2 protein-coding genes are annotated in these 1,186 nt (G+C 39.0%); both read right to left on the reverse strand.

Annotated elements, in window-relative coordinates; all coding sequences use genetic code 11:
- Positions 1 to 222: 222 nt before the first annotated feature.
- Entirely contained in the window at positions 223 to 387 is a 165-nt protein-coding gene (locus tag FW758_RS24520) for a hypothetical protein (protein WP_446446819.1), read from the reverse strand.
- Positions 388 to 443: 56 nt separating this feature from the next.
- Entirely contained in the window at positions 444 to 998 is a 555-nt protein-coding gene (locus FW758_RS24525) for a hypothetical protein (RefSeq protein WP_446446820.1), read from the reverse strand.
- Positions 999 to 1,186 lie beyond the last annotated feature (188 nt).

Consider the following 1,186-nt stretch of genomic DNA (forward strand, 5'->3'; position numbering starts at 1 on the left):
ATTCTGTATTAATCAACACAGGGCGCTTGTCATTGATAATTAGGTCCACACTCGTCGAAACTGTTTTAGTGAATCTGTCTGGTGTAGAGTGATTCACTAACTGATTTTTGGACAGAAATGACTTAGAGTTAATGCTCTACGTCATCGGGTTCGGATTAGCTGGATTTTGGGTAATAGGCAAAAAAAAGCATCGCAATTGCGATGCTTAATATTTGAATTCTTCTATGCTTTTGCTGGCCCAGCAAGGCGTCCATAAGCAGAACTAGGAGCCTTTACCTTTAAAGCTTTAGCAAATGATGACTTACTTTTAGAAGCGTGAGCCTGCATACGCTTGATAGCTTTGTCTACGTTCACATCATTTGTTTTGTTTGTTGCTACGTTTAACATAATAGCCCCCTTAGTTGCTATAACTATAACCGATTATAATCCAGTTGGAAAGCTGCTTAATCTTCATCTGTCACAACGCGCTTGAACAATGCATTGTTCCTTGGATCAAATGGATCACGTTCATCAAAGCCTAATTCACGATAGTATTTTAGCAAATCTTCATCATCTATTGGATCTTGAATCCCAATCCAATCGGCTTCAACAGCAACAGCAAACAACTCTGCACAATGTGAAGCTATGGGAACAATGAACCCTTTTAAGGGGTTCTCAGCTTGACCGCCTTGAATATAGTTGATTTTAACAACCAACTTCCCATCACTCGCTTTGCCGATCATAAGGCCACAAAGTTCTTCATCATACCATACAGCAAGCTCTACTCTAGCCATATGGTCTCTGCGATATTGATTTCGTACTTGTCGCCAATCCCATCCTATTTGGCGATTCACTGGTATTTCCCACTCATCTTGAGAACGGAGAGCATCTTCATTGATTTCAGTTAAATCAATATGGTTAATAAAGTCTGGCTCGAATTGTTCAAAATCACTTTGAGTTTGCGCTAATGCAGCAAGTCTAATCTGTTGATACTTATTAGAAATAACTTGGTTGTTCATTCTTATATGTCTACTTGCTTTGAATGATGGAAGATGTTACCACGCTTTTGGTGTTCAGGCATGTGACGATAGTAAGACGTCCAATTACCTTTTAATCATCACACAATGCCGCCTTTCATTTATCACTTCAATTTATAATCAGGTTAGTGGCAATATTGAGAGATTAGACTGAGCAGGGAAGTATAATT

The sequence above is a fragment of the Shewanella sp. 1180_01 genome, assembly GCF_052850535.1.